At 77.0% G+C, this 22,200-nt stretch carries 22 protein-coding genes; 7 read left to right on the top strand and 15 right to left on the bottom strand.

Features of this window, described 5'->3' with window-relative positions; genetic code table 11:
- Nucleotides 1-12: 12 nt before the first annotated feature.
- Entirely contained in the window at nt 13-1,743 is a 1,731-nt protein-coding gene (locus D5H78_RS09375) for an alkaline phosphatase D family protein (RefSeq protein WP_218566427.1), read from the bottom strand.
- A 100-nt stretch (nt 1,744-1,843) separates the two neighbouring features.
- On the opposite strand from D5H78_RS09375, the gene D5H78_RS09370 reads away from it, so the two are divergent.
- Both D5H78_RS09370 and D5H78_RS09365 read left to right on the top strand, forming a co-directional pair.
- Complete coding sequence (locus tag D5H78_RS09370) at nt 1,844-2,725, top strand: DUF72 domain-containing protein (RefSeq protein WP_119950155.1); 882 nt, start codon at nt 1,844-1,846, stop codon at nt 2,723-2,725.
- 31 nt (nt 2,726-2,756) lie between these two features.
- Nucleotides 2,757-3,368 (top strand): GNAT family N-acetyltransferase, encoded by a 612-nt coding sequence (locus D5H78_RS09365; protein WP_133412029.1) that lies wholly within the window; start codon nt 2,757-2,759, stop codon nt 3,366-3,368.
- Between the two features lie 16 nt (nt 3,369-3,384).
- Here D5H78_RS09365 and D5H78_RS09360 read toward each other — a convergent pair whose 3' ends face one another.
- A complete protein-coding gene (locus D5H78_RS09360) occupies nt 3,385-3,624 on the bottom strand; it encodes a hypothetical protein (RefSeq protein WP_119950153.1) in 240 nt (79 codons plus the stop codon).
- 104 nt (nt 3,625-3,728) lie between these two features.
- Here D5H78_RS09360 and D5H78_RS09355 point away from each other — a divergent pair, with 104 nt between their 5' ends.
- Both D5H78_RS09355 and D5H78_RS09350 read left to right on the top strand, forming a co-directional pair.
- Complete coding sequence (locus tag D5H78_RS09355; protein ID WP_119950152.1) at nt 3,729-5,186, top strand: M20/M25/M40 family metallo-hydrolase; 1,458 nt, start codon at nt 3,729-3,731, stop codon at nt 5,184-5,186.
- A 120-nt stretch (nt 5,187-5,306) separates the two neighbouring features.
- Nucleotides 5,307-6,203: an SDR family oxidoreductase gene (locus D5H78_RS09350; protein ID WP_119950151.1), complete on the top strand. Its 897-nt coding sequence runs from the start codon at nt 5,307-5,309 to the stop codon at nt 6,201-6,203.
- 45 nt (nt 6,204-6,248) lie between these two features.
- On the opposite strand, the gene D5H78_RS09345 is transcribed toward D5H78_RS09350, so the two are convergent.
- The 7 genes from D5H78_RS09345 to D5H78_RS09315 all read right to left on the bottom strand — a co-directional run bounded on the left by D5H78_RS09345 (nt 6,249) and on the right by D5H78_RS09315 (nt 12,554).
- The gene (locus D5H78_RS09345; protein ID WP_218566426.1) at nt 6,249-7,061 is read right to left on the bottom strand and encodes a putative hydro-lyase; all 813 of its coding nucleotides are present in this window, start codon (nt 7,059-7,061) and stop codon (nt 6,249-6,251) included.
- Nucleotides 7,058-7,681, bottom strand: a complete 624-nt coding sequence (locus D5H78_RS09340; RefSeq protein ID WP_119950150.1) for an NADPH-dependent F420 reductase — start codon at nt 7,679-7,681, stop codon at nt 7,058-7,060. Before D5H78_RS09340 ends, D5H78_RS09345 begins: the two co-directional genes overlap by 4 nt.
- Before the next feature lie 66 nt (nt 7,682-7,747).
- Nucleotides 7,748-8,599 (bottom strand): 5-oxoprolinase subunit C family protein, encoded by an 852-nt coding sequence (locus D5H78_RS09335; RefSeq protein ID WP_119950149.1) that lies wholly within the window; start codon nt 8,597-8,599, stop codon nt 7,748-7,750.
- A complete protein-coding gene (locus tag D5H78_RS09330) occupies nt 8,596-9,201 on the bottom strand; it encodes a 5-oxoprolinase subunit B family protein (RefSeq protein WP_119950148.1) in 606 nt (201 codons plus the stop codon). Before D5H78_RS09330 ends, D5H78_RS09335 begins: the two co-directional genes overlap by 4 nt.
- Nucleotides 9,202-9,226: 25 nt before the next feature.
- Complete coding sequence (locus D5H78_RS09325; RefSeq protein ID WP_119950147.1) at nt 9,227-9,982, bottom strand: LamB/YcsF family protein; 756 nt, start codon at nt 9,980-9,982, stop codon at nt 9,227-9,229.
- Complete coding sequence (locus D5H78_RS09320; protein ID WP_119950308.1) at nt 9,979-11,130, bottom strand: NRAMP family divalent metal transporter; 1,152 nt, start codon at nt 11,128-11,130, stop codon at nt 9,979-9,981. The genes D5H78_RS09325 and D5H78_RS09320 overlap by 4 nt, the downstream gene beginning before the upstream one ends.
- Before the next feature lie 59 nt (nt 11,131-11,189).
- The gene (locus D5H78_RS09315) at nt 11,190-12,554 is read right to left on the bottom strand and encodes a hypothetical protein (RefSeq protein ID WP_119950146.1); all 1,365 of its coding nucleotides are present in this window, start codon (nt 12,552-12,554) and stop codon (nt 11,190-11,192) included.
- Between the two features lie 138 nt (nt 12,555-12,692).
- Here D5H78_RS09315 and D5H78_RS09310 point away from each other — a divergent pair, with 138 nt between their 5' ends.
- Nucleotides 12,693-13,451, top strand: coding sequence for a GntR family transcriptional regulator (locus tag D5H78_RS09310; protein ID WP_119950145.1), 759 nt, complete (start codon nt 12,693-12,695; stop codon nt 13,449-13,451).
- A complete protein-coding gene (locus D5H78_RS09305; RefSeq protein ID WP_218566424.1) occupies nt 13,448-14,344 on the top strand; it encodes an EamA family transporter in 897 nt (298 codons plus the stop codon). The genes D5H78_RS09310 and D5H78_RS09305 overlap by 4 nt, the downstream gene beginning before the upstream one ends.
- A 3-nt stretch (nt 14,345-14,347) precedes the next feature.
- Here the strand turns inward: D5H78_RS09305 and D5H78_RS09300 are convergent, their stop codons facing one another.
- Together D5H78_RS09300 and D5H78_RS09295 are read right to left on the bottom strand one after the other, a co-directional pair.
- Nucleotides 14,348-14,953 carry a DUF7711 family protein gene (locus tag D5H78_RS09300; RefSeq protein WP_119950144.1) on the bottom strand — a complete coding sequence of 202 codons (606 nt, stop codon included), beginning with the start codon at nt 14,951-14,953 and terminating at the stop codon, nt 14,348-14,350.
- Between the two features lie 34 nt (nt 14,954-14,987).
- Nucleotides 14,988-17,048 carry a SpoIIE family protein phosphatase gene (locus tag D5H78_RS09295; RefSeq protein ID WP_119950143.1) on the bottom strand — a complete coding sequence of 687 codons (2,061 nt, stop codon included), beginning with the start codon at nt 17,046-17,048 and terminating at the stop codon, nt 14,988-14,990.
- A 291-nt stretch (nt 17,049-17,339) separates the two neighbouring features.
- On the opposite strand from D5H78_RS09295, the gene D5H78_RS09290 reads away from it, so the two are divergent.
- Nucleotides 17,340-17,783 carry a hypothetical protein gene (locus D5H78_RS09290; RefSeq protein ID WP_133412028.1) on the top strand — a complete coding sequence of 148 codons (444 nt, stop codon included), beginning with the start codon at nt 17,340-17,342 and terminating at the stop codon, nt 17,781-17,783.
- A 7-nt stretch (nt 17,784-17,790) separates the two neighbouring features.
- Here the strand turns inward: D5H78_RS09290 and D5H78_RS09285 are convergent, their stop codons facing one another.
- Genes D5H78_RS09285 through D5H78_RS19305 form a run of 4 tightly spaced genes read right to left on the bottom strand, consistent with a single transcriptional unit; the run spans nt 17,791 to nt 22,175 of the window.
- Nucleotides 17,791-19,446 carry a nitrilase-related carbon-nitrogen hydrolase gene (locus tag D5H78_RS09285; protein ID WP_119950141.1) on the bottom strand — a complete coding sequence of 552 codons (1,656 nt, stop codon included), beginning with the start codon at nt 19,444-19,446 and terminating at the stop codon, nt 17,791-17,793.
- Nucleotides 19,447-19,449: 3 nt separating this feature from the next.
- Nucleotides 19,450-20,553, bottom strand: coding sequence for an alcohol dehydrogenase catalytic domain-containing protein (locus tag D5H78_RS09280; RefSeq protein ID WP_119950140.1), 1,104 nt, complete (start codon nt 20,551-20,553; stop codon nt 19,450-19,452).
- On the bottom strand, nt 20,554-22,005 hold the full coding sequence (locus D5H78_RS09275; RefSeq protein WP_119950139.1) for a purine-cytosine permease family protein: 1,452 nt from the start codon (nt 22,003-22,005) through the stop codon (nt 20,554-20,556).
- A complete protein-coding gene (locus tag D5H78_RS19305) occupies nt 22,005-22,175 on the bottom strand; it encodes a hypothetical protein (RefSeq protein WP_165865679.1) in 171 nt (56 codons plus the stop codon). The genes D5H78_RS09275 and D5H78_RS19305 overlap by 1 nt, the downstream gene beginning before the upstream one ends.
- Nucleotides 22,176-22,200 lie beyond the last annotated feature (25 nt).

Below are 22,200 nucleotides of genomic sequence, written 5' to 3'. Positions count from 1 at the left end.
AGCACCGGCGCGTCAGGGGACGGGCGAGGGCGAGGGGGCGCGGGTCCCCTCGCCCAGCCGCTCCTCGTGCACGACCCGCAGCCCCGGCCCGCGCCCGGCGGGCAGCGCGCGCTCGAGCCGCACGAGGGCGGTGCGCCCCGACAGGCGCAGCGACCCGATGCCGTTGCCGAAGAGCGGTCCGGTGGTGAGGCGCCACGACACCGGGGGCGGGGGCAGCCCGACGCTGCGGCGCAGGGCGCGCCCGACGGCCCGCAGCGGGCCCGAGCTCGCCGCGGCGAACCCGCGCCGCACGGTCCGCGGCACCGCGTTGCGCAGCGGCGAGCTGACGACCTGCAGCACGGGGGCCCGCTCAGCGCCGCCGGCGTAGGTGATCGGCGCGACGTACGAGTGGTGGACGTCGCCGGACAGCACGAGGACGGTGGCGGGTGCGGCGCCGTGGCGCCCCTCCGCGACCTCGCCGAGGCGACCGGTCAGCCGGCGGAACGACCGCTCGAACGCCGCCCAGTGCTCGAGGTCGACCGCCTGGCGGAAGCGCTCGCCGAGCCGGGCGGCCGTACGGCCCCAGGCGCCGGCGCACAGCCGCTCGTTCCACGCCTCCACGTCGTGCAGCGCCGGCTCGAGGGCGAGGGGCAGCGACGAGGCGACGACGAGGTGCTCGACGTCGCCGGTCAGCCACTCCTCGACCTGGCGCCACTCGCCCTCGGACAGCATGTCGCGCCGGTCGTCCTCGAGCACCCGCCCGGAGCGGGTGTCGATGACGACGAGCCGGTTGCGGCCGAGGTGGCGGCGGTACGACCACCGCGAGCGCTTCTCGCCGTCGACCTCCTCGTCCGCGGTGCGGGCGAACTCGCGCAGCACGGCCCCGCCGTCGCCGCTCTGCGCGCCCGCCTCGCAGATGCGCCGCAGCAGCCCCTCCTCCTCGATCGCCGCGGGGGAGAGGTTCCCGAGGTGCTGGTAGACCCAGTACGACATGTAGGCGCCGGTGATGCGCTCCTCCCACCAGGGCAGGCGCTGCACCTCGTCGCGCCACACGTCCGAGGTGTTCCAGTCGTCGCGCACGTCGTGGTCGTCGAAGACCATCGCGCTCGGCACGGTCGCCAGCAGCCACCGCACGTCGGGGTCGCCCCAGCTGTCGCGGTAGAGCCAGGTGTACTCCTCGAAGTCCGCGACCTCCTGCCGCGGGTCGCTGTGCGCCCCGCGGCGGCGGACCTGCCGCTCGCGCACCCGCGGCGACAGGCCCTCGTCGGCGTAGACCTGGTCGCCGAGGAGCAGGAGCAGGTCCGGCACCCGGCGGCGCCCGGCCTGGCAGTCGCGCGAGAGCGCGACGAGCGCGTCCGGCCCCACGCCGTCGGGGTGCTCCTCGGGCTCCAGCGTCCACGGCTCCTCCTGGGGCCGGTCCGCGCGGCAGCTGCCGAAGGCGACGTCGAGGTCGTGGGTGCCGGGCTCGCCGGACTCGCCGAGCGTGCGGATCGTCGGCGGGCGGCGGTCGTCCCCGGGCAGCGGCCAGGCCCGCTCGCCGTCGAGGGTGACGGCGTACGGCTGCTCGCGGTCCGGCTCCAGCCCGTGGAGGACGACGAGGGCGTAGTGGTGCCCCTCGACGCAGAACGTGGCGGCCTCGGCGTGCGCGCCGCCCGCGTCGACGCCGACCGTGCCGGCCCGCGACGCCTCGACCCAGACCGTCGCCGTGCGGTCGTCGACGTGGCGCAGCGCGGGTCCGAGCAGCAGGGCGGGGGCGTCGGTCACCCGCCCACTCTCGCCCATGCCGGCGCGCCGCGCGCGCCCTCCGCCCCTTCCCCTGCCGTGATCATGCGCAGGTGGCGCCCCCCGCGGGCAGGAGGTCCCCGTGGCGGCCTACTACGTGGGGATCTCCGGGTGGACGTACGCCCCCTGGCGGGGCTCGTTCTACCCCCGCGGGCTGCCGCAGCGCCTCGAGCTGGAGCACGCCGCGGCCCGGACGACCTCGATCGAGGTCAACGGCTCGTTCTACTCCCTGCAGCGCCCGGAGTCGTACCGGTCGTGGGCCGAGCGCACCCCGGACGGCTTCGTGCTGAGCGTCAAGGGCGGGCGCTTCATCACGCACCTGCGCAAGCTCGCCGGCGTCGAGACGGCGCTGGCCAACTTCTTCGCCTCGGGGGTGCTGGCGCTGGGCGCCAAGCTCGGGCCGGTGCTCTGGCAGCTGCCGCCGCAGCTGCACTACGACCCGGACCGCCTCGAGGGCTTCCTGCGCCAGCTGCCGCGCACCGCGGGCGAGGCCGCCCAGCTCGCGGGCCGCCACGACGGGCGGCTCGAGGGGCGCGCCTGGACCACCACCGACGACCCCGACCGGCCGGTGCGCCACGCGCTCGAGGTGCGCCACGCCTCGTACGAGGTCCCGGCGCTCGTCGAGCAGCTGCGCGCGCACCGGGTCGCGCTCGTCGTCGCCGACACGGCGGGGAAGTGGCCGCTCGTCGAGGACCAGACGGCCGGGTTCACCTACGTGCGCCTGCACGGCAGCGAGGAGCTCTACGTCAGCGGGTACGACCCCCCGGCGCTCGACGCCTGGGCAGCGAGGGCGCGCACCTGGGCGGCGGGGGAGGACCCGCCGGGGGCCCGGCTGCTCACGCCGCCGCGGCCCGCGGCGCCGCGGGACGTGCACGTCTACTTCGACAACGACGTGAAGGTGCGCGCGCCGTTCGACGCGATGGGGCTGCTGGAGCGGCTGCGCGGACCGGCCGGGGCCCGCTGACAGCGCTCGGCGCCGGTGCCACAGTGGGCCCGTGCCCACGTCGCCCCCCGTGGTCCCGCTGCCGCGCGACCGACGCGCCGCCGCCGCGGCGGTCCTGGCGGCCGCCTTCCGCGACGACCCCATGATGGTCCACCTGGTGCCGGACCCCGAGCGGCGCCGTCGCCGGCTGCCGGGCGTGCTCGGGAGCATCCAGGACTGCTGCCTGCGGTACGGCGAGGTCTCGACGACCCCGGAGGTGGGCGGCGTCGCCTGCTGGCTCCCGCCGGGGGAGACCGAGGTCGGTGCGCTGCGGATGCTGCGCTCGGGGATGGCGCTGCAGACGCTGCGCCTCGGGGCCCGCGCGGTGCGCGGCACGGCCGCCGTCGTCGGGGCGATGGAGCGCGAGCGGCACCGGGCCGTCACCGGGCCCCACTGGTACCTCTGGCTGCTCGGCACCGACCCCGGCCGGCGCCGGCAGGGGGTCGGCGCGGCCCTGCTCGCCCCGGTCCTCGCCCGTGCCGACGCCGCGGGGACGCCGGTGTACCTCGACACCCACCTGCAGCGGAACCTGGCCTTCTACGCCCGCCACGGCTTCGGTCCGGTGTCGAAGCAGCAGGTCGACGGCCTGCGGTGCTGGGGGCTGCTCCGCCCGCCGCGCGGGTAGCGGCGCGGCGCCCCCGTCAGCGCTTCTTGCGCGGGCGCGAGGGGGTGCGGGCGGCGCTGCCGAGCACCTCGGCCATCGGCACGCGCTCGCCCCCGCGCCACCACGAGCGGGTCTCGCAGCGGCTGCACGAGCGCATCTGGGTCGGCTCCTCGCCGGGCGGCGCCATGACGTCGAGCAGGACGACGCCGGGCGCGCCGCAGGCCTCGCAGCGCTCGGTGCTCACGCTGGGCCTGGCCCGGCCGCTCGCGTCGCTCACAGCAACCTCCGGTGCACGGGGACGTGTGGCGCGACCGTCCCCCGTGGCCGGATCTTTACTCACGGTGCATGGACAAGCACGGCGTAGCGCAATACAACCGGCACATGCCTCGCACCCGCACGACCGGCGACGACGCCGGGACCTCCCGCCGCGGCGTCCTCCTCGGCGGCGCCGCGCTCCTCGCCGGCACCGCCGCCGCGACCTCGCTGCCCGCCGGCGCCGCGGTCGCGGTCACGGCGGGCCACGGTGAGGACGCCTGGCCGGCCGGCCCCGGGCGCCCGTACCGGCCCCAGGCCCCGGACGCCGACCTGCGCGCGCTGCTGCGCCGGGTCGACGAGCGGCGCATCGAGGCCACGGTGCGCAAGCTCGCGTCCTTCGGCACCCGGCACACGCTCTCGGCGCAGGACGACCCGCGGCGCGGCATCGGCGCGGCCCGCGACTGGATCCTCGCGCAGATGCAGCGCTACGCGGCGGCCAGCGGCGGGCGCATGACGGTGGAGCTGCAGTCGTACGTGCAGGAGCCCGCCTCGCGCATCCCCGTCGCGACCCGGATCACCAACGTCGTCGCGACCCTGCGCGGCTCCGAGGGGTCGGCCCGCACGTACGTCGTCTCCGGGCACTACGACTCGCGCGCGACGGACGTCATGGACGCCGAGAGCGACGCCCCCGGCGCCGACGACGACGCCTCGGGCGTGGCCGCCGTCATGGAGCTGGCCCGCCTCATGGCCCGTACGCGCCCCGCGGCCACCATCGTCTTCGCGGCGGTGGCGGGGGAGGAGCAGGGCCTCTACGGCGCGAACCACCTCGCCGAGCAGCTCGCGGCCTCGGGCGCGGACGTCCAGGGCATGTTCACCAACGACATCATCGGCGCGAGCCGGGCCGACGACGGCGAGCGCGACCCGCGCAGCGTGCGGCTCTTCGCCGAGGGCGTGCCCACCGCCGAGACGCCGGAGCAGGCGGCGGTCCGGCGCTCGGTCGGCGGCGAGAACGACTCGCCCCCGCGCCAGCTGGCCCGCTTCGTGACCTCCGTGGCGGAGAACGGCGCCACCGGGATGCAGGTGCGCACGATCTACCGGCGCGACCGCTACCTGCGCGGCGGCGACCACATCCCGTTCCTCGAGCAGGGCTGGGCGGCGGCGCGCTTCACCGAGCCCCACGAGGACTTCGCGCACCAGCACCAGGACGTCCGGGTCGAGGACGGCGTGCAGTACGGCGACCTCCCGCGCTTCTGCGACTGGGGCTACATCGCGCGGGTGGCGCGGGTCAACGGGGCGGCGCTGTGGTCCCTGGCGCAGGGCCCGGGCACGCCGGAGGGGGTCCAGGTCCTCACCGCGGAGCTCACCAACGACACCGAGCTGGTGTGGGAGGTGGCCGACGACGCGGCGGCGTACGAGGTGCTGTGGCGCCCCACGGACGCCCCGGACTGGACGCACGTCGTGCGCGTCGGGCGCTCCGGGCGGGCGCGCATCGACCTGTCGAAGGACAACGCGTCGTTCGGGGTGCGCGCGGTCGGGCGCAACGGCTACCGCAGCCCGGCGGTGGCGCCGGTGCCCGCCCGCTGAGCCCGCTGCCGGGACCCCGGTCCCGCAGAAGGCGCCTTCGTGGTGACTAGTTCGCCACAAGGGCGCCTTCTGCGGAACCCGGGGGGTTCCGGGCCCCGGTCCGCGGGGGACGGCTGGGGCATGGCCACCGACCAGTACACGCTCCAGGACCCGACCACGCAGTACCCCGGGCCGCAGTTCCCCGCCGAGCAGCAGCAGGCCCCGGGCCTGGCGTCCGAGATGGACCTGAAGCCGGACCACGGCGAGGCGACGTACCGCGGCACCGGCCGGCTGCAGGACCGCGTCGCGGTCGTGACCGGCGCCGACTCCGGCATCGGCCGCGCCGTCGCCATCGCGTACGCCCGGGAGGGCGCCGACGTCGTCCTGTCCTACCTCCCGTCGGAGGAGCAGGACGCCGACGAGGTGGCCCGCCTCGTCGAGGAGGCCGGCCGCAAGGCCGTCAAGGTGCCGGGCGACCTCTCCGAGGAGTCGACGTGCCGCGAGCTCGTGGACCGCACGGTCGAGGCGTTCGGCCGGGTCGACGTCCTCGTCAGCAACGCCGGCAAGCAGACCGCCGTCGAGGAGATCGCGGACCTCACGTCCGAGCAGTTCGACCAGACCCTCAAGACCAACGTGTACGCGCTCTTCTGGCTGGCGAAGGCGGCGCTGCCGCACATGCGCCCCGGCGCGGCGATCATCGGGACGTCGTCGATCCAGGCGTACCAGCCCTCGCCGAACCTGCTCGACTACGCCACGACGAAGTCGGCGATCAACACGTTCTGCAAGGCGCTCGCGCAGCAGGTCGCGCCGAAGGGCGTGCGCGTCAACATCGTCGCGCCGGGCCCGGTGTGGACGCCGCTGCAGGTCACCGGCGGGCAGCCGCAGGATAACCTGCCGGAGTTCGGCGGGCAGACCCCGCTCGGGCGCGCCGGGCAGCCGGCCGAGCTCGCGCCGGCCTTCGTGTTCCTCGCCTCGCAGGAGTCGAGCTACGTCGCGGGCGAGACGATCGGCGTCACGGGCGGCTCCCCCCTGCCCTGACCGGTCTCCTCCCCGGCCCGGCCGTCCCCTGCGGGGGCGGCCGGGTCAGGGCAGCGCGTACGCCGCGTCGGGCGCGTCCGTGACGAGCATGTGCCCGGGGGCGTGGGTGATCGCGAACGGCGGGCGCGAGGCCATCACCGCCGCCTGCGGCGTCACCCCGCAGGCCCAGAACACCGGCACCTCGTCCTCGGCGACGCGCACCGGGTCGCCGAAGTCGGGCCGGTCGAGGTCGCGGATGCCCAGCGCGGCGGGCGCGCCCACGTGCACCGGGGCGCCGTGCACCGACGGCATGCGCGCCGTGACCTGCACCGCGGTCGGCACGAGGTCCGCGCGCACCGGGCGCATCGAGACGACCAGCGGCCCCTGCAGGCGCCCGGCGGGCCGGCACGGCCGGTCGGTCACGTACATTGCCACGTTGCGGCCCTCCGCGACGTGGCGCAGCGGCACCCCCGCGTCGAGCAGGCGCCCCTCGAAGCTGAACGAGCACCCGACGAGGAAGGCCACGAGGTCCTCGCGCCACAGGTCGACGACGTCGGTCGGCTCGTCGACGAGCTCGCCGTCGCGCCACACTCGGTAGCGCGGCAGGTCGGTGCGCAGGTCCGCGCCGGGGGCGAGCGCGGTCGCGTGCGACCCCGCGTCCGTCACGTCGAGCACCGGGCACGGCCCCGGGTTGCGCTGGGCGAAGAGCAGCAGGTCGTACGCCCAGTCCCGCGGCAGCACCACGAGGTTGGCCTGGGTCAGGCCCGCGCACCAGCCGCTCGTCGGAGCGACGTGCCCGGCACGGAAGCGCTCGCGCGCCTGCGCGCCGGACAGCGCCGCGGTGCCCTGCGGGGACGGTGCCGCGGTGCCCGCGGTCACGGACGCTCCGCGGCGGCGAGGTGGCCGCGCACCTCGGCGGCCGAGCCGTCGGTGCCGTAGACCGGGGTGCCGGGCTGCTGGCGCCAGCTCTCGTCGAGCGTGCCGGCGTCGACGGGGTCGAACCCGAGGTCGTCGACGAGCGCGAGCACGAGCGCCTTGGCCCGCTCGTCGTCACCCGCGACGGGAAGCGCTATCCGGTTCTGGCCCTGCGGGCGCCCGCGCTCGAGCAGGTGCTGGGCCTGGATGTTGTTGAAGGCCTTGACGACGCGCGCGCCCGCGAGGTGATCCGCCATCCACCGGCTCGACGTCGTCCCCTCGGCGAGGGGAGCGATCTCGCCGTCCCGCTGGGGGTAGTAGTTGTTCGCGTCCACGACCACGAGGCCGTCGAAGAGCCCTGCGGGCAGGTCGGGCACGGCCCGCAGGGGCACCGCCACCACGACGAGCGCCGCGTCGCGGGCCGCGTCCTCGACCGTCCCGGCGGTGGCGCCCGTCTCCGCCGCGAGGTCCCGCAGGGACTCCGGGCCCCGCGAGTTCGCGACGACGACCTCGTGCCCGAGCCCCCGGAACCGGCGGGTGAGCGTGCCGCCGATGTTGCCGGAGCCGATGATGCCGATGCGCATGCTGCGTCCTCCTCCTGGTCGGTCCCCTGTGGCCGTGCCCAACCGGGTGCCGCGGCGGGCTGTTCCTCAGCGGGCCCGGCGGAACCGGACCGTCTGGCCGGGCCGCACCTGGGCCGCGCGGTCCACGTCGTCCCGCACGACCACCGCGACCACCGGGTAGCCGCCGGTCACCGGGTGGTCGGCGAGGAACAGCGTCGGCTGGCCGCTGGGCGGGACCTGCAGCGAGCCGGGGACCATGCCCTCGCTCGGCAGCTCGCCGTCGCGGGCCCGCTCGAGCCCGGGCCCCTGCAGCCGCATGCCGACCCGGTTGCTGTCGGCCGTCACCTCGTACGCCCCGCCGAGCAGCGCCCCGAGCGCCCCCTCGGCGAACCAGTCGTCGCGCGGCCCGGGGACGACGCGCAGACCGACCTCGCCGTCCGGCGGTGGCGGGACGGGCGCCACGTCGACGAGCCGGCGCGGCTGGCGCGGCGCACCGACGGGCAGGCGCTGCCCCGGGGTGAGGGCGGGCGGCCCGATGCCGGCGAGCACGTCGGTGCTGCGCGAGCCGAGCACGCGGTCGACGGCCAGCCCCCCGGCGACCGCGAGGTAGGTCCGCAGCCCCGTCGGGGGCGTCCCGAGCTCGAGCACCTCGCCGTCGGCGAGGTACGTCGGCACCCCCGTCCCGGCCGTGCCGGGGCAGGGGGCGCCGGCGGCGGCCACGAGCAGGTCGCCGACGGCCCGCACGGCGAGGCCGCCCAGCGTGACCTCGACGCAGGCCTCGCCCTCGTGGTTGCCGACGACGCGGTTCGCCAGGCGCAGCGACGCGCGGTCCGCGGCGCCCGAGCGGCCGACGCCGAGCGCGGCGAGCCCGGGGCGCCCGAGGTCCTGCACGGTGGCGAGGGCACCGGGCCGCAGCACCTCGAGCGCCCGGGCCGTCACGCCGCCTCCACGAAGCGGACCCGCACGCCCGGGCGCAGCAGCGCGGGCGGGTCGCGGTCGAGGTCGAGCACGGGCAGGTCGGTCCGCCCGACGAGCTGCCAGCCGCCGGGGGACTCGCGCGGGTAGACCCCGCTGAACTCGGCGGCGAGGGCCACCGAGCCCGGGGGCACCCGGGTGCGGGGGCTGCTGCGCCGCGGCACCTGCGGCCACCCGCCGTCCGCGACGAGGTAGCCGAACCCCGGGGCGAAGCCGCAGAAGGCCACGGTCCAGGTGGTGCCGGTGTGCCGCCGCACGAGCTCCGGGCCGTCCCAGCCGAGCAGGGCGGCGGCCTCCTCGAGGTCGGCCCCGTCGTACGTGACCGGCACCTCGACCTGGTCGACGGCGGCGGCGCCGGGCGCGAGCGGGCGGGTGGCCCGCACGGCCGCCGCCACCGCGTCGAGCGCCCCGGGCGCGCACCGCACGAGCACCGTGCGCGCCGCGGGGACCACCTCGTCGACGCCGGGCGGGGGCGCGGCCCGCAGCGCCGCGCTGATCCCGAGGACCTCGTCGAGGTCCGCGAGCTCGACGAGCAGCGCGGCGTCGCCGCAGGGCAGCACCCTCACGGCGCGCTCCCTCCCCGCCGGCGCGTCACGCGAACGAGCCCAGCTCGACGCCCGCGCCGGTGAGCGCCTCGCGCACCGAGCGCGCGATCGCCACGGCGCCGGGGGTGTCGCCGTGCACGCAGATCGACTGCGCGTCGACGGCCACGACGCTGCCGTCGACCGCGACGACCTCCCGCTGCGTGGCCATCCGCACGCAGCGCCCGGCGATCTCGTCGGCGTCGTGGAGCACCGCCCCCGGCTCGCGCCGGCTCACGAGCGTCCCCTCGGGGGTGTACGCCCGGTCGGCGAACGCCTCGCCGACCGTGCGCAGCCCGGCCTCGCCGGCGAGCCGGAGCCACTGCGAGCCCGGCAGGCCGAGGACCGGCAGGGAGGGGTCGTACCGCCGGACGGCCTCGACGACCGCCGCGGCCTGGGCCTCGTGGTGGACGATGGTGTTGTAGAGGGCCCCGTGCGGCTTCACGTAGGCCACCCGGGTGCCGGCCACCCTCGCGAACGCCTCGAGGGCGCCGATCTGGTAGAGCACGTCGTTCGTGAGCTCGTCCGGCGCCACGTCGACGAACCGCCGGCCGAAGCCCGCCAGGTCGTGGTAGCCGACCTGCGCGCCGACGACGACGCCCCGCTCCGCCGCCCGCTCGCACGTGCGGCGCAGCACGGTCGGGTCGCCGGCGTGGAAGCCGCACGCGACGTTGGCGCTGGTGACCAGCTCGAGGACGGCGTCGTCGTCGCCGAGCGTCCAGCGCCCGTACGACTCGCCGAGGTCGCTGTTGAGGTCCACCCTCACTCCCAGATCGTGCTGACCGCGGACAGGGACTTGTACGCCAGGTAGAGCGACACCAGCCAGGCGAGCAGGCCGAGCCCCACGAGCCACCGCGGGTAGGCGTACCCGCCCATGAGGTCGTTGCGCCGCAGGGCGACCCAGAGGACGACGACGATGCCGATCGGCAGGATGAGCCCGTTGAAGGCGCCGGCGAAGACCAGCAGGTCCGCCGGCGGTGCGCCGATGACGAGGAACAGCACGGTCGTCAGCACGATGAAGCCGACGGTGAGCAGGTTGCGGGTCCGCGGCGCGGTCGCCGAGGTCGTGAGGAACGAGACCGACGTGTACGACGCCCCGATGACCGACGTGATCGCCGCCGCCCACAGGATGACGCCGAAGAGCCGCAGGCCGACCTCGCCCGCCGCGGACTCGAAAGCGCTTGCCGCCGGGTTGCCCTCGGCGAGGGTCACGCCGCCCGCCACCACGCCCAGGACGGCGAGGAACAGCAGGACGCGCATGACCCCGGTGATGATGATGCCGGTGACCGATCCCCGGGTGATCTCCCCGAGGTTCTCGCGCCCGGTGATGCCGGCGTCGAGGAGGCGGTGGGCGCCGGCGTAGGTGATGTAGCCGCCGACCGTGCCGCCGATGAGCGTGGTGATGGCGAGGAAGCCGATCTCCTCGGGCAGCACCACGTTCCGCAGCGCCTCGCCCACGGGCGGGTCGGAGATGACGGCGACGTACGCCGTCATGACGATCATCAGCAGGCCGAGCACGACGACGATGCGGTCCAGGGCGACGCCCGCGGCCTTGCTGAGGAAGATGCCGATGGCGATCGCCGCCGACACCGTCGCCCCGACCTCCGGGTCCAGGCCCATCATGGCGTCGGTGCCCAGCCCGGCGCCGGCGACGTTGCCGATGTTGAAGACGAAGCCGCCCACGACGATGAGCAGGCTCAGGAACCAGCCGAGCCCGGGGAGCACGCGGTTGCCGAGCTCGTGGGCGCGCAGGCCGGAGAGGCCGACGACCCGCCACACGTTCAGCTGCAGGGCGATGTCGACGAGGATCGACACGAGGATCGCGAAGGCGAACGCCGCGCCGAGCTCGGCGGTGAACGTCGTCGTCTGGGTGATGAAGCCCGGGCCGATGGCGCCCGTGGCCATGAGGAACATGGCCCCGAGCAGCCCCCGGGAGGCGAGCGGGCGGCGTCGCGGCGCCGTCGAGGTGCTGCTCACCGCTCGTCCACCGCCGCACCGGCCGCGGCCACGAGCGCGATGGTCTGGTCGACGACGGCCTTGCGGTCCGCCTCGAAGGCCGGGTCGGTCAGCAGGTCGAGGTCCGTCGGGTACTGCAGCGCCGAGATGTGCAGGTGCCCGCCGGGGACGTCCCAGGCACGCATGCCGAGGCGCAGCCGGTTGGAGCGGTACATGCTCTCGTTGGACAGGTAGCTGCCGCCGGGGCCCGACGCCGCCGCGCTGCCCGGCGAGGGGTCGTCCTTGCAGACGAGCTCGGTCGGGTCGGGCAGGTCCGGCGCGCCCGTGGTGTCGTCGAACGTGCCCGCCGGCCACTCGCAGATGCCGTCGTTGAGCACGACGGGCCACGGTCCGGTGCCGGCGTCGATCATCGCCTGGTACGGCAACGTGGTCTCGATCCAGTTCGGCGAGGTGTACGGCTGCGGCCAGTACGACGGCCGCGACACCGGGCCGAACTGCTGGTTGCGGTTGTTGTCGGGGGAGCCGCCGCGGGCGTTGGCCGCCCACTGCTCGATGTCCATGCGGCCACGGCCCGTCTGGCTGATGGTCATGATGAGGTCGGCGCGGTCCTCCCCGGTGCGCAGCACCTGGCCGAACGCGTCCTCGACGACGCCTTGGTCGAAGTCGGTGTAGTTGACGGGCAGCACGACCGCCTGGACGGTGACCGGGCCCTCGGGGGTGTCCAGCGTGCGCCCGTCGAGCTGCAGCGCGGTCGCGCCCGACGGGTTGGAGTTCCGCAGGCTGGCGTCGAGGCTGTAGGTGTCGAAGCCGCTGATCATCACGCGCTCCGCGTCCCCCGCGGGCCAGGCGATGGACTCGTGCCCGCGGGACGTGCGGTCGAGGATGCGCAGCAGGGCCTGGCGCTGCAGGCCGGACTCGAGGTAGTCAGCGTCGAGGCTGCGCACCGCGGCGCTCATGGTGGTGCGGGCCCAGTAGAGCGGGCGGTCGTCGTAGCGGTCGATGGTGCCGAGGCCGTTGCCGCCCTGCGCGCGGGCGACGGCGACGTCCCAGAGCCGCTGGCCGTGGAAGCGGACGACCCGCTCGGCGGCCGCGAGGGACGTCGCGCCGCAGAGGCGGTCGTAGAAGCGCTGGACGAGGCCGTCGAACCCGGCGGCCTCGACGAAGCGCCGGGCGGCGGGCTCGCCACCGGGCAGGAGGGGCTCGCCGAGGCGGCTCTCCTCGACGGTGAGCACCGCGTCGGTGCGCAGGCAGGGGGCGGCGGGCGTGACGGGCTCGTCGGCGACGGCGCCGCCGAGGCTCACCGCGGTGGCGCCGCTCGCCACCACGGCGACGGCGGCCGCGCCGGCGAGGGAGCGGCGCAGGGACGGGCGGGGGAGGGCCATGACGACGACCTCTCGGGAGGAGGGGGAGGGCGGGCCCGCGCTGCTGGGGCCGGTTCGTCCTCGTCTGGGTGGCCGTCAACGTAGGAGTTGTTCAACGATCCGACAAGGGGGTGCCGTGGAACCAGTATGTTTCGGGCCATGGGACCCCAGGGAGCGGCGGCGGCGCGCGAGCCGCTCGACGGGCCGGGCGCCGGGCCGGGCAGCGACCCCGACGCCGCTCTCCCGGCGCGCCTGGTCGCCGCGCGCGACGGGCTCCTGCGCGGCAGCACGGCCGACCGGGTCGCCGACGCGCTGCGCGAGATGGTCGTCGACGGCGTGCTCGTCCCCGGGGCGCGGCTGCGCGAGGACGCGGTGAGCGGGTCGCTCGGCGTCTCGCGCAACACGCTGCGCGAGGCGTTCCGGCTGCTCGGGCGCGAGCGGCTCGTCCGGCACGAGCTGCACCGCGGGGTGTTCGTGCGCTCGCTCGAGCGCGAGGACGTGGCCGACGTCTACCGGGTGCGCCGGCTGCTGGAGCAGGCCGGGGTGGCCGCGGCGGACCCCTCGCCCGCGGCCCTGGCACGGGTGCGCGCCGCCGTGGACGAGGGCTGGGCCGCCTCGCGCCGCGACGACTGGTCCGGCGTCGGCACGGCCAACATGCACTTCCACCAGGCGCTCGTGGCGCTCGCCGGCAGCCCCCGCATGGACGAGTCGATGCGCCACCTGCTCGCCGAGCTGCGCCTCGCCTTCTCCGTCATGGCCGACCTGCGCCCGTTCCACGAGCCGTACCTCGAGGACAACGCCCGCCTGGCCGGGCTGCTGGAGGCGGGGGACCGCGCGGGCGCGGCGGCGCGGCTCGCGGACTACCTCGACCGCGCCGAGCGCCAGCTGCTCGACGCGCACGGGCAGGCCGCCCCGTGAGCGGGGTCCGCACGGCTCCCGCCGGCCGGGGCCTGGACGCGGTGCCGGCGCCGCTGCTCGTCCTCGTCGCCATCGCGTCGGTGCAGACCGGCTCGGCCGTCGCCCGCACCGCCTTCGACGAGGTCGGCGCCGCGGGCATGGTGCTGCTGCGCCTCGGGCTGTCGAGCCTGCTGCTCCTCGCGCTGCTGCGCCCCGCGGTGCACCGCTGGACGCGGCAGCAGTGGGGCGCGGTGCTGCTCCTCGGCTCGGCGATGGCCGGCATGAACCTCGTCTTCTACCTGTCGCTGCGCACCGTGGACCTCGGGGTCGCGGTCACCGTGGAGTTCCTCGGGCCGCTGCTCGTCGCGCTCGTGCAGACCCGGCGCTGGCGCGACGCCGGCTGGGCCCTGCTCGCCGCGGCGGGCGTCGCCCTGCTCGGGCTCGGCGGCGTGGACGACCTGCCGGTGGGCGGGCTCGTGCTGGCCTTCGTCGCGGGCCTCTTCTGGGGCGGCTACATCCTCGCCAGCGCCCGGGTCGGCTCGCTCGTGCCGGGGACCAGCGGCCTCGCGGTCGCGCTCGCCGTCGCGGGCCTCGTGGCGCTGCCGTTCGGCGCGTCGGGCGCCTCCGCGGTGGGCGGGGACCCCTCGCTGCTGCTCGTCGGGCTCGCCGTCGCCGTGCTGTCCTCGGTCGTCCCCTACTCGTTCGAGCTGGCGGCCCTGCGCCGCATCCCCACCCGCGTCTTCGGCGTGCTCATGGCCCTCGAGCCGGCCGCCGCAGCCCTCGCCGGGCTCGTCGTGCTCTCCCAGGCCCTCGGCCCGCGCGAGCTGGTCGCCCTCGTGCTCGTCTCGCTGGCGAGCGTCGGGGTGACGCTGTCCTCGCGGGGCGCGTCGGCGCCCGCGCCGCCGCTCGACTGAGCGCTACGCGAGCGCCAGCCCCGCCAGGCCGTCGAGGACGTCGAGGTAGCCGGCGCTGGCGCGGGCGAGCCGGTCCGCGTGCGGCTCGAGCTTGCCGGGCGCCCAGCGCCTCTCCTCGTACGCCGCGGTGGCGGCGGCGAGCTCGGCGAGGCTCACCGCGCGCTCCCGCTCGAGGCGGTCCCGCAGGGCGTCGGGCGGGGGTGCGGGCGCGCGCAGCGCCTGCGCCGCGCCCTCGGCCAGGGCTCCCAGCGCGTCCTCGCGGGGGCCGCCGGGCGCGTCCCACACCAGCAGGGGGCGCTCGACGCGGTGGTTCCACACCGGCGCGTGCACCGAGCGCCAGCGCGGCGTGAAGGGCGTGCGCGACATGCGGGTCGCGTCGGCCCAGTGCTGCGCCCCCTTGGGCTCGCCCAGCCAGGGCACGTCGGCGGCGGGGAGGTCGACCGCGAGGGCGACGCCGACCCGCTCGACGTCGCGGCCCGGCTCCAGCGCCCCGCCCCAGACCCACAGCTCCTGCACGCGCAGCGGGAAGATCGTCGCCGGGCGGCCGGCCATCGCGGCGCAGGCCTCGGCGAGGGTCCGGACGTGGTGCGCGGCGCGGGAGGGCTTCACCCGTCGATCCTGCCGGACCCGCCCCCCGCCCGGTTCACCCGCGGGGGAGCAGCAGCTCCGCCCAGACGGTCTTGCCGCCGATGCGCGTCCGGGTGCCCCACCGCGTCGACAGCGCGGTGGTGAGCGCGAGGCCGCGCCCGCCCTCGTCCGCGGTGCCCGCCCGGCGCGGCATCGGCAGCGCCACGCCGCGGTCGCTGACCTCGACCACCGCGCGGGCGCCGGTGACCCTCAGGTGCAGGTCGACGGGCGGGGCGCCGTGCTCGAGGGCGTTGGCGAGCAGCTCGCTGACGACGTGCTCGACGGCGCTGCCTAGGGCGCGCCCGGCCACCGTACGGACCTCCTCGCCGGCGCGCGACCGGGCGGCCGCGACCTCGCGCGGGTGCGTGACCCGCTCGTCGAGGCGGGCGAGGACGCCGGCCACCGCCTCGAGGCGCACGAGCACGAGCGCGACGTCGTCGGGCGCGTCGTGCCCCGGGGCGAGGGCGGCGAGCACGGCGTCGGCCTGCGCGTCGAGGTCCGGCTCGCCGTGCAGCCGCTCGAGCTCGCCGGCCAGCAGCGCCAGGCCCTGGTCGAGGTCGCGGCGGCGGGACTCCACGAGCCCGTCGGTGAACAGGGCGAGCGTGGACCCGGGCGGCGCGAGCACCAGCGCGTCCTCGTAGCCGCCCAGCCCCAGCCCGAGCGGCGCCCCGGCGGGCAGCGGCGCGACCGACACCCGCCCGTCGGGGCCGCGCACGAGCAGGGGCGGGTGCCCGGCGTTGGCGACCCGGAGCACGTCCACGCCGGGCTCGACGACCGCGTAGCAGGCGGTGGCGAAGCGCGGGCCGTCGCCGTCGGCCGGTGGCCCGTCCGGCGGGTCGACGAGCTCGACGAGCTGGTGGTCCAGCAGCGAGAGCACGGCCGACGGGGGCAGGTCGGCGTAGCCGGCGGCGCGCATGGCCGCGCGGGCGTGCCCCATGACGACGGCGGCGGGGACCCCGCGGCCCGACACGTCCCCGACGCCGAGGGCGATGCGCCCGGCGCCGAGGTCGCTGACGTCCCACCAGTCGCCGCCGACCTCCACGTCGGCGGCGCCCGCCACGTAGCGGGCGGCGACGGTCGCCTCGGGCAGCCGGGGCGGCGCGGCGGGGAGCAGGGCGTGCTGCAGGTCGTGGGCCACCTGCCGCTGCCGGCGCCGCCGCCCGGCCTCGCTGACGGCTGAGCCCGCCCGCGCGGCGACGTCCTCGAGGAAGGCCAGGGCGTCCGCGTCGAGCGGCCCGCGGGCGCGGGTGGTGAGGAGCACGAGCCCGCCGGTGAGCACCCCGGCCACGACCAGCGGCAGCACGACGACGCTGCGCGCGTCGACCGCCCGCAGCCAGGCACCGGTCGCCGCGTCCCCGGCCACCACGTCGAGCGGCTGCTCGTCGAGGTCGAGCACCACGGTCTCGCCGGCCGACACGGCGGCGTCCCACGGCGGGGCCTCGTCGCGCGCCGCGGGCGGCGGCGGGTGCCCGGCGGCCGCGAGGTCCGCGGCCAGGGCGAGCGCGACGGGCCCCTCCGGCACCGCCCCGTGGTCGGACAGCGACCCGTCGCCGCGGGAGGCGAACACGGCGGCGACGTCCGCGGTGCCGGGCACGAGCGCGTCGGCGAGCGCCTGCAGCGCGGCCACCGGGTCGGCGGCGCGGGCCATGGCGTCGGAGATCTCGCCGAGCAGCCGGGCCCGCGCCGACGCCTGCTCCGCGCGCACCGCCGCGGTCACGTCGACCGCGGTCACGACGACGCCGCACGGGCGCCCCTCGCCCCACGGCGCGAGGACGTACGTCATGACGACCCCGCCCCCGTCGGCCCGACGGACGCGCAGCGCGCGGCGCGCCACCTCGACGACCTCCCCGGTGGCCAGCACCCGGTCCAGGGCCTCGCGCGAGCCCTCGGGGAACGCCGCGAGCACCGGCTCGCCCACGTGGTCGCCGAAGGCCTCGCGCGACCGCGCGTTCTGGTACGCGACCACGTGCTCCGGCCCCTCGGTCGCCATGACGTGGACCGGCGCCGTCTCCCACGCCGCCCGCAGCGGCCCCAGCACGTCCCCGAAGCGGGCGCCCGCGACCACCCGCTCGACCATGCGGCTCACGCTAGCGCCCCCGGGCGCCCTCCCTCCCCGTGTCGGCCCTCCCCGTGCCGCGCCTCCCCGGCTCGCGCCCTTCGTGCGTCGCCCTGACGTGTCGACCACGTGAAGCACCCGTACGGGTGCCGGACCAGCCCGACGAGCCTCGGTGGGCACCCGTACGCCTTGGCCGGCAGGCTCCGCACGGGGCCGCGGCCCGGTCGTCCACAGGTCCGCGGGACCCGCCCCGACGGCCCGCCTGTGGACGGCGCCCGCGGCGGGTCGCCGCACCGGTGCACGCTCCGGCCCATGGCGACCTGCGAGCACTGCGACCGCGAGACGACGACCGCCGCCTCCTGCCGGCCCTGGGCCGTGCGGACCGCGCGCGGCGACCTGCCGACGCTGCGCCTCGGGCGCGAGCGCGTCCACGTCGTGGGCCTGGAGGACCTGTGGGAGGAGGACCTCGACGAGCTGGACGAGCTGGACGAGCTGCACGAGCTGGACGGGCTGGACGGGGCGGGCGCGTACGACCCGCACCGCCCGGGCCGCCGTGCGCGCCCCCGCCCCCGGCGCACGCCCGCGCTCGTCCGCGTGCCCCTCCCGCGCCGCTGCGGCGACTGCGGCACCCTGCCCGGCGGCTACCACCACCCGGGATGCGACGCGGCGGAGTGCCCGGCGTGCGGGCACCAGCTCTTCACCTGCGGCTGCGCCGAGGACGAGCCGGTGCCCCTGGACGGCGCCCGTGCACTGTGACGGCGGTTCAGGCGAGCAGCGGCCGGGAGAAGACGTCGGTGCGCCGGCGCGTCAGCTGCGGCTTCTCCTCGCACTGGCGCCCCAGGGCCGTCGGGCCGCGCAGCGGGGCGAGCACCGACGCCCAGCCCGGCGCGGGCGCGAGCACCTCCGCGCGGGGTACGGCGACGTGGTCGGGGGCGAAGACCCCGCTCGTCGTCGGCCCGTCGTTGGCCAGGGCGACCCACACGTGCGAGTCGCCGGCCCGAAGGCGCGCCGGGTGGGCGAAGGTGCGGTCGGGGCCCGTGAGCCCCTCGCCGAGCGGCACCCGCGTGCCGGGGTAGTCCACCGGCCAGGGCCACGCGACGGCCGCCGGCACGGCGACGACGTCGGCGCGGCGCACGGCGAGCACCCGCGACGTCTCGGGCACCGCGAGCTCCTCGCCGCTGAGCAGGCCGAGCCGTCCCCACGGGCGCTCCAGCGGCAGCAGCTCCTCCTCGTCCCCGGGCTCGGCCCAGGCGGCGTACGGCCCGAGGTGGGTCGCGTGGCGCACCTGCGTCCCCCGCGGGCCGGCGGCGACGAGCGCGAGGCGCAGCCCGCCGCCCACCCGCTCGACGAGGGAGGTGACGGCCTCGCAGCCGTGCCGCGCCGCCCAGGCCCCGAGCGCGGCCAGCGCCTCGTCGTGCCGGTCCGCCGCGCGCCCGGCGGCGTCCGCGTCCGCGGGCGCGCCGCCGACGAGGTGGAGGGCGGGCAGCACCGCGAGCTCGGTGCCGGCGGGCGGCGCCGGCGCCTCCCGCGCGGGCGGGCCGTGCAGCACGGCGACGTGCAGCGCCTCCTGCTGCGGCGCCTCGCCGTAGAGGCGGTCCCGGTCCGGCCTGGCCCACCGGGTGGTGAGCGCCAGGGGCCGGTACGCCCGCGGCCGTCGCTCGGCGAGCACCTCGCGGCGGCGCCGGGCCGCGGCGTCGAGGTCGAGCGTGGCGACGACGACGCCGGGCCCGGCGTCGACCGCGTCGAGCACGCTCCCGGCGTGGTCGAGCACGCACGTCCCCCCGCTGAACTGCACCCCCAGCTCGCGCCCGGCCATGTCGGCGGCGACGACGGGCAGCGCGTCCTCCCAGGCGCGCAACCGCCAGGTCGCGCTCGGCGCGGGCTCGTCGACCCACGCGGTGGCGAGCGCCAGCCAGTCGACGCCGGCGAGCGCGACGGCGCGCGGTGGCTCCGGGTAGTCGACGTCGGCGCAGACCAGCGGGCTCACCCGCCCCGCGGGCGTCTCCCAGACCGGGGGGAGGCGGTCCCCGTCGACCGACCAGAAGGGGTCGGCGAGGAACGGCTGCACCTTCCGGTACGCGCCGAGCGGCCCGTCCGGCCCGACGAGGACGCAGGTGTTGTGCAGCAGCCCGGTGCCCTCGTCGACCTCGGGCATCCCCACCACGAGCCAGGTGCCGGTGCTCCGGCACAGCCGTGCGAGGCGCCGGGTGCTGGGGCCGTCCACGGGTTCGGCGAGCGGGCGCACCTCGGCCTCGTCGGGCCAGCAGTAGCCGGTGGTCGCCATCTCCGGGGCGACGACGACGCGCGCGCCGCGGCGGGCGGCTGCGGCGACGAGCTCCTCGAGCGCCTGGAGGTTGGCCTCCTTGTCGCCGCGGGCGGCGACGAGCTGGACGGCCCCGACGGTGGCGGTACGGACCACGGCTCAGTCCAGCACGATGACGCTGCGGGTCCGCTCGCCCGCGCGCATCGCGTCGAACGCCTCGTTGACCTCGCCGAGCCCGATGCGGTGCGAGACGAGCTCGTCGAGGGGGAGGCGACCGCTGAGGTAGAGGCGGGCGAGCCGCGGGAAGTCCAGGCTCGGCACGGCGCCGCCGTAGTTCGAGCCGATGAGGGTCTTGCCCGACTCGGCCAGCTCGAGGACGTCGATGCCGGCGACGGCGCCGACCGGCGGCAGGCCGACGAGCACGCCCGTGCCGCCCGGGGTCAGCAAGGCCGGGAGCATCTCGATGGTCGGCACCCGGCCGATCACCTCGAAGGCGTAGTCGGCGCCGGTCCCGGTGATCCCGCGGACCGCGGCGGCCACGTCGGTGTCGGCGCGGACGAGGTGCGTGGCCCCGAACCGCTGCGCCGTCGCGAGCTTCTCGTCGCTGAGGTCGACCGCGACGACCGGGTCGGCGCCGACGAGGGCGAGCCCCATGACGACGGACAGGCCGACGCCGCCGCAGCCGACGACCGCCGCCGACGCGCCCGCGGGCACCTTCGCGTTGTTGGTGACGGCGCCGACGCCGGTGGTGACGCTGCAGCCGATGAGGCTGGCGACGTCGAACGGCAGCTCGGCGGGCACCTTCACCGCGGCCGACTCGGCGACGACGGCGTACTCGCTCATGGTGCCGACGGCGAGGTAGGGGTAGAGCGCGGTGCCGTCGGCGTCGGCGAGCGGCGTGCTGCCGTCGGGGAGCAGGCAGTCGTTCGAGCGGGTGCCGGTGCAGGCCCACGCCCGCCCGGCCGCGCAGGCGGCGCAGCGGCGGCACGGGTAGTACCAGGACAGGACGACATGGTCGCCGGGCGCGACGTCGACGACGCCGTCGCCCACGGCCTCGACGACCCCGGCGCCCTCGTGCCCCATCACGGTCGGGCTGGGCAGCTGCCACTCGCCGTCGAGGACGTGCCGGTCCGACCCGCAGACGCCGGACGCGCGCAGGCGCACGAGCACCTGGCCGGGGCCGGGGTCGGCGACCCGCACCTCCCGGACGTCGAGCCGGTCGGACCGTCCGTCGTGGACGGCGGCGAGCGAGGTGCGCGGCACTCAGGCCTCCGTGGTCTGGTTCGGGCGGGCGGGGTCGGCCGGCGCGTACCCGCCGCGCCCGGCCCGCAGGTTGAGCAGCCACGACAGGACGAGGTGGCCGACCCCCGCGACGAGGACGGCGGGCACCGAGGCGGTGACGAAGGCGAAGGCCGAGCGCGTGTCCAGCGTCTGGGGGTTGTAGAGCAGCACGTACGTCAGCGCGCCGAGGCCCGTCGACAGCAGCGCGGCGACGTTGGCGCCGCCGGTGAAGTGGTACGCGCTCGCCGAGCCCGGCGCGTAGAGCTGGGTCAGGGCGATGCGCTGGCGGCGCAGGACGAAGTAGTCCGCGAGCACCGTGCCGCAGATCGCCGCGAGGAACGCCCCGGTCCAGGTGACGAAGAGCAGGAAGTCGTCGTAGAGCAGGCCGGGGAAGAAGCTCAGCGCGGCCGGCAGCACGAAGAACCCGGCGCACAGCCACTCCCACCGGACCCTGGTCATCGCGCTGCCCCCGGCCTGGCGCAGCGCGAGGCAGGTGGAGTAGACGATCGACGCGAGCGAGGTGAGGTTCGCGAAGGCGATGAACACCAGGGCCGCGGCCCCGAGCCAGGCCCCGCCGAGGGGGACCATCCAGACGGTCGGGTCGGAGTCGCCGAGGGTGAGCGCGGCGGCCATGCCGACGGCCTGGGCCAGCACGGTCGCGCCGAACAGGCCGATGAAGCTCGGCCACATCGCCGCGCGCGGGCTCGTCGTCAGCCGGGCGAGGCTGCCCATCACGGGCCACCACGAGAAGCCCACGCCGAGGTTGAACTCGACGGCGAGCGCGAAGTTGAGCCGCTCGTCCTCGAACGGCGCGAGCGGTGCGGCGTCGAGGATCTCGCCGACGCTGGTCTCGGTGAGCAGCACGACGGCCATGCCGACGGTGAGCAGCGCCAGCCCGGGGGCGACGACCCGGTTGAGGAAGCGGATCGTCAGCGGGCCCTTGGCCAGGACGACCCAGGCCACGGCGATCGCGACCAGCGCGAACAGGGTCACCGGCAGGGCGTTCGGCCCGATGTCCGTGCCCAGCACCTCGTTGGAGACCTGCGTCGTGGCGCGGCCGAACATCACCGCGAGCAGCGAGGACCAGCCCATCTCGGTGAACAGCACCACGGTGAACACGAGCAGCGCGACGCCGCCGAAGCCGTAGACGCTGCGCAGGACCGTGTACTGCTCGACGCCGTAGCGCTGGCTGGCGACGACGCTGGCCAGCAGCATGAGCACCACGCCGATCGCGTTGCCGATGAGCATCGCGAGCAGGCCGTCGGCGAAGCCGACGAGCGAGGCGGTGGCGCCGCCGACGAGGAAGGCCCACGTGGCGATGGCCAGGCCGACGTTGACCCAGGTGAAGTCGCCGAAGCCCCAGACGCGCTCGGAGCGCACCACGGGCAGCGAGCCGAAGGTCGCCTCGCGCGCGACGTCCTCGTGCGCGGGCATCAGAGGGCCACCAGCGCGCCGACGAGCAGCGCCACGACGACGATCGCGGCGAGCGCCCAGAGGTCCCCGGCCGGCAGGGCGCCGTGCGCGACGTCCCCGGCCTCGTCGTGCTCGATGGCGCTCAGCCGCCGCTCGAGCTCCACCCGCACCTGCGGGTCGCCAGCATCCATGCCGCACCTCCTCCTCGGCGGCCGG

It is taken from the genome of Vallicoccus soli (genome assembly GCF_003594885.1).
GTDB classification, from domain to species: domain Bacteria; phylum Actinomycetota; class Actinomycetes; order Motilibacterales; family Motilibacteraceae; genus Vallicoccus; species Vallicoccus soli.
Note: the sequence above shows the minus strand (reverse complement) of the source record. Positions and strands in the feature narration are given on the sequence as shown.

Coding starts and splice junctions, on each gene's coding strand:
- D5H78_RS09355 (WP_119950152.1), top strand. CDS start 3,729: ATGCCTCGCACCCGCACGACCGGCGACGACGCCGGGACCTCCCGCCGC.
- D5H78_RS09350 (WP_119950151.1), top strand. CDS start 5,307: ATGGCCACCGACCAGTACACGCTCCAGGACCCGACCACGCAGTACCCC.
- D5H78_RS09340 (WP_119950150.1), bottom strand. CDS start 7,681: ATGCGCATCGGCATCATCGGCTCCGGCAACATCGGCGGCACGCTCACC.
- D5H78_RS09320 (WP_119950308.1), bottom strand. CDS start 11,130: ATGTTCCTCATGGCCACGGGCGCCATCGGCCCGGGCTTCATCACCCAG.
- D5H78_RS09315 (WP_119950146.1), bottom strand. CDS start 12,554: ATGGCCCTCCCCCGCCCGTCCCTGCGCCGCTCCCTCGCCGGCGCGGCC.
- D5H78_RS09310 (WP_119950145.1), top strand. CDS start 12,693: ATGGGACCCCAGGGAGCGGCGGCGGCGCGCGAGCCGCTCGACGGGCCG.
- D5H78_RS09295 (WP_119950143.1), bottom strand. CDS start 17,048: ATGGTCGAGCGGGTGGTCGCGGGCGCCCGCTTCGGGGACGTGCTGGGG.
- D5H78_RS09290 (WP_133412028.1), top strand. CDS start 17,340: ATGGCGACCTGCGAGCACTGCGACCGCGAGACGACGACCGCCGCCTCC.
- D5H78_RS09275 (WP_119950139.1), bottom strand. CDS start 22,005: ATGCCCGCGCACGAGGACGTCGCGCGCGAGGCGACCTTCGGCTCGCTG.
- D5H78_RS19305 (WP_165865679.1), bottom strand. CDS start 22,175: ATGGATGCTGGCGACCCGCAGGTGCGGGTGGAGCTCGAGCGGCGGCTG.